1 pseudogene is annotated in these 605 nt (G+C 50.7%); it reads right to left on the reverse strand.

The features are described 5' to 3' along the window. Positions 1-14: 14 nt before the first annotated feature. A pseudogene (gene porB / locus DB032_RS23475) lies at positions 15-605 on the reverse strand (trimeric porin PorB); the annotation flags it as partial.

The raw sequence follows: 605 nt of genomic DNA on the forward strand, positions 1-605 counted from the left end.
CCAATCTTTGCAGATTAGAATTTGTGGCGCAGACCGACACCGCCGGCAGTCGATACGAATTTGCTTTCGCCTTTGCCTTCTTGCAACCAACCGGCAGAAACCAAGGCAGAAGTGCGTTTGGAGAAGTCGTATTCCGCACCGACAACCACTTGGTCGTAATCGTTGGTGTAGTCTGCATCATCAAACGAGCCTTTGAAGCCGTGGGCGTAAGAAACGCGGGGCGTTACGTTGCCGAAGCGGTATGCCAAGGTAGCGGCAACTTCGGTTTGAGAGTTGTGCGAATTGTCTTTAACCAGTTTCGCGTCTTGTTGCTGTACGGCTACGGAAGCGTACAGGGCATCATTGTCGTAACCGCTGACCAAACGGTGAATCTGGTATTTCTCAATCTTCACGTTATCCACATTCTGATGTCTTTTATAGGCACCGCCATATTGCATGAAGAAGCCGCCGTTTTTGTAGTTGAAGCCGGCGTGGTAAGATTCGCTGTTATGTCTGCCTGCATTGTCGTTAAGCGCGTATTGTACGCTGCCGCTGAGGCCGGCAAATTCGGGAGAATCGTAGCGTACGGAAATGAGGCGTGCTTCGGGTTCGGCAATTTTGTTTAC

The sequence above is a fragment of the Chromobacterium sp. Panama genome, from assembly GCF_003052555.1.
GTDB lineage: Bacteria > Pseudomonadota > Gammaproteobacteria > Burkholderiales > Chromobacteriaceae > Chromobacterium.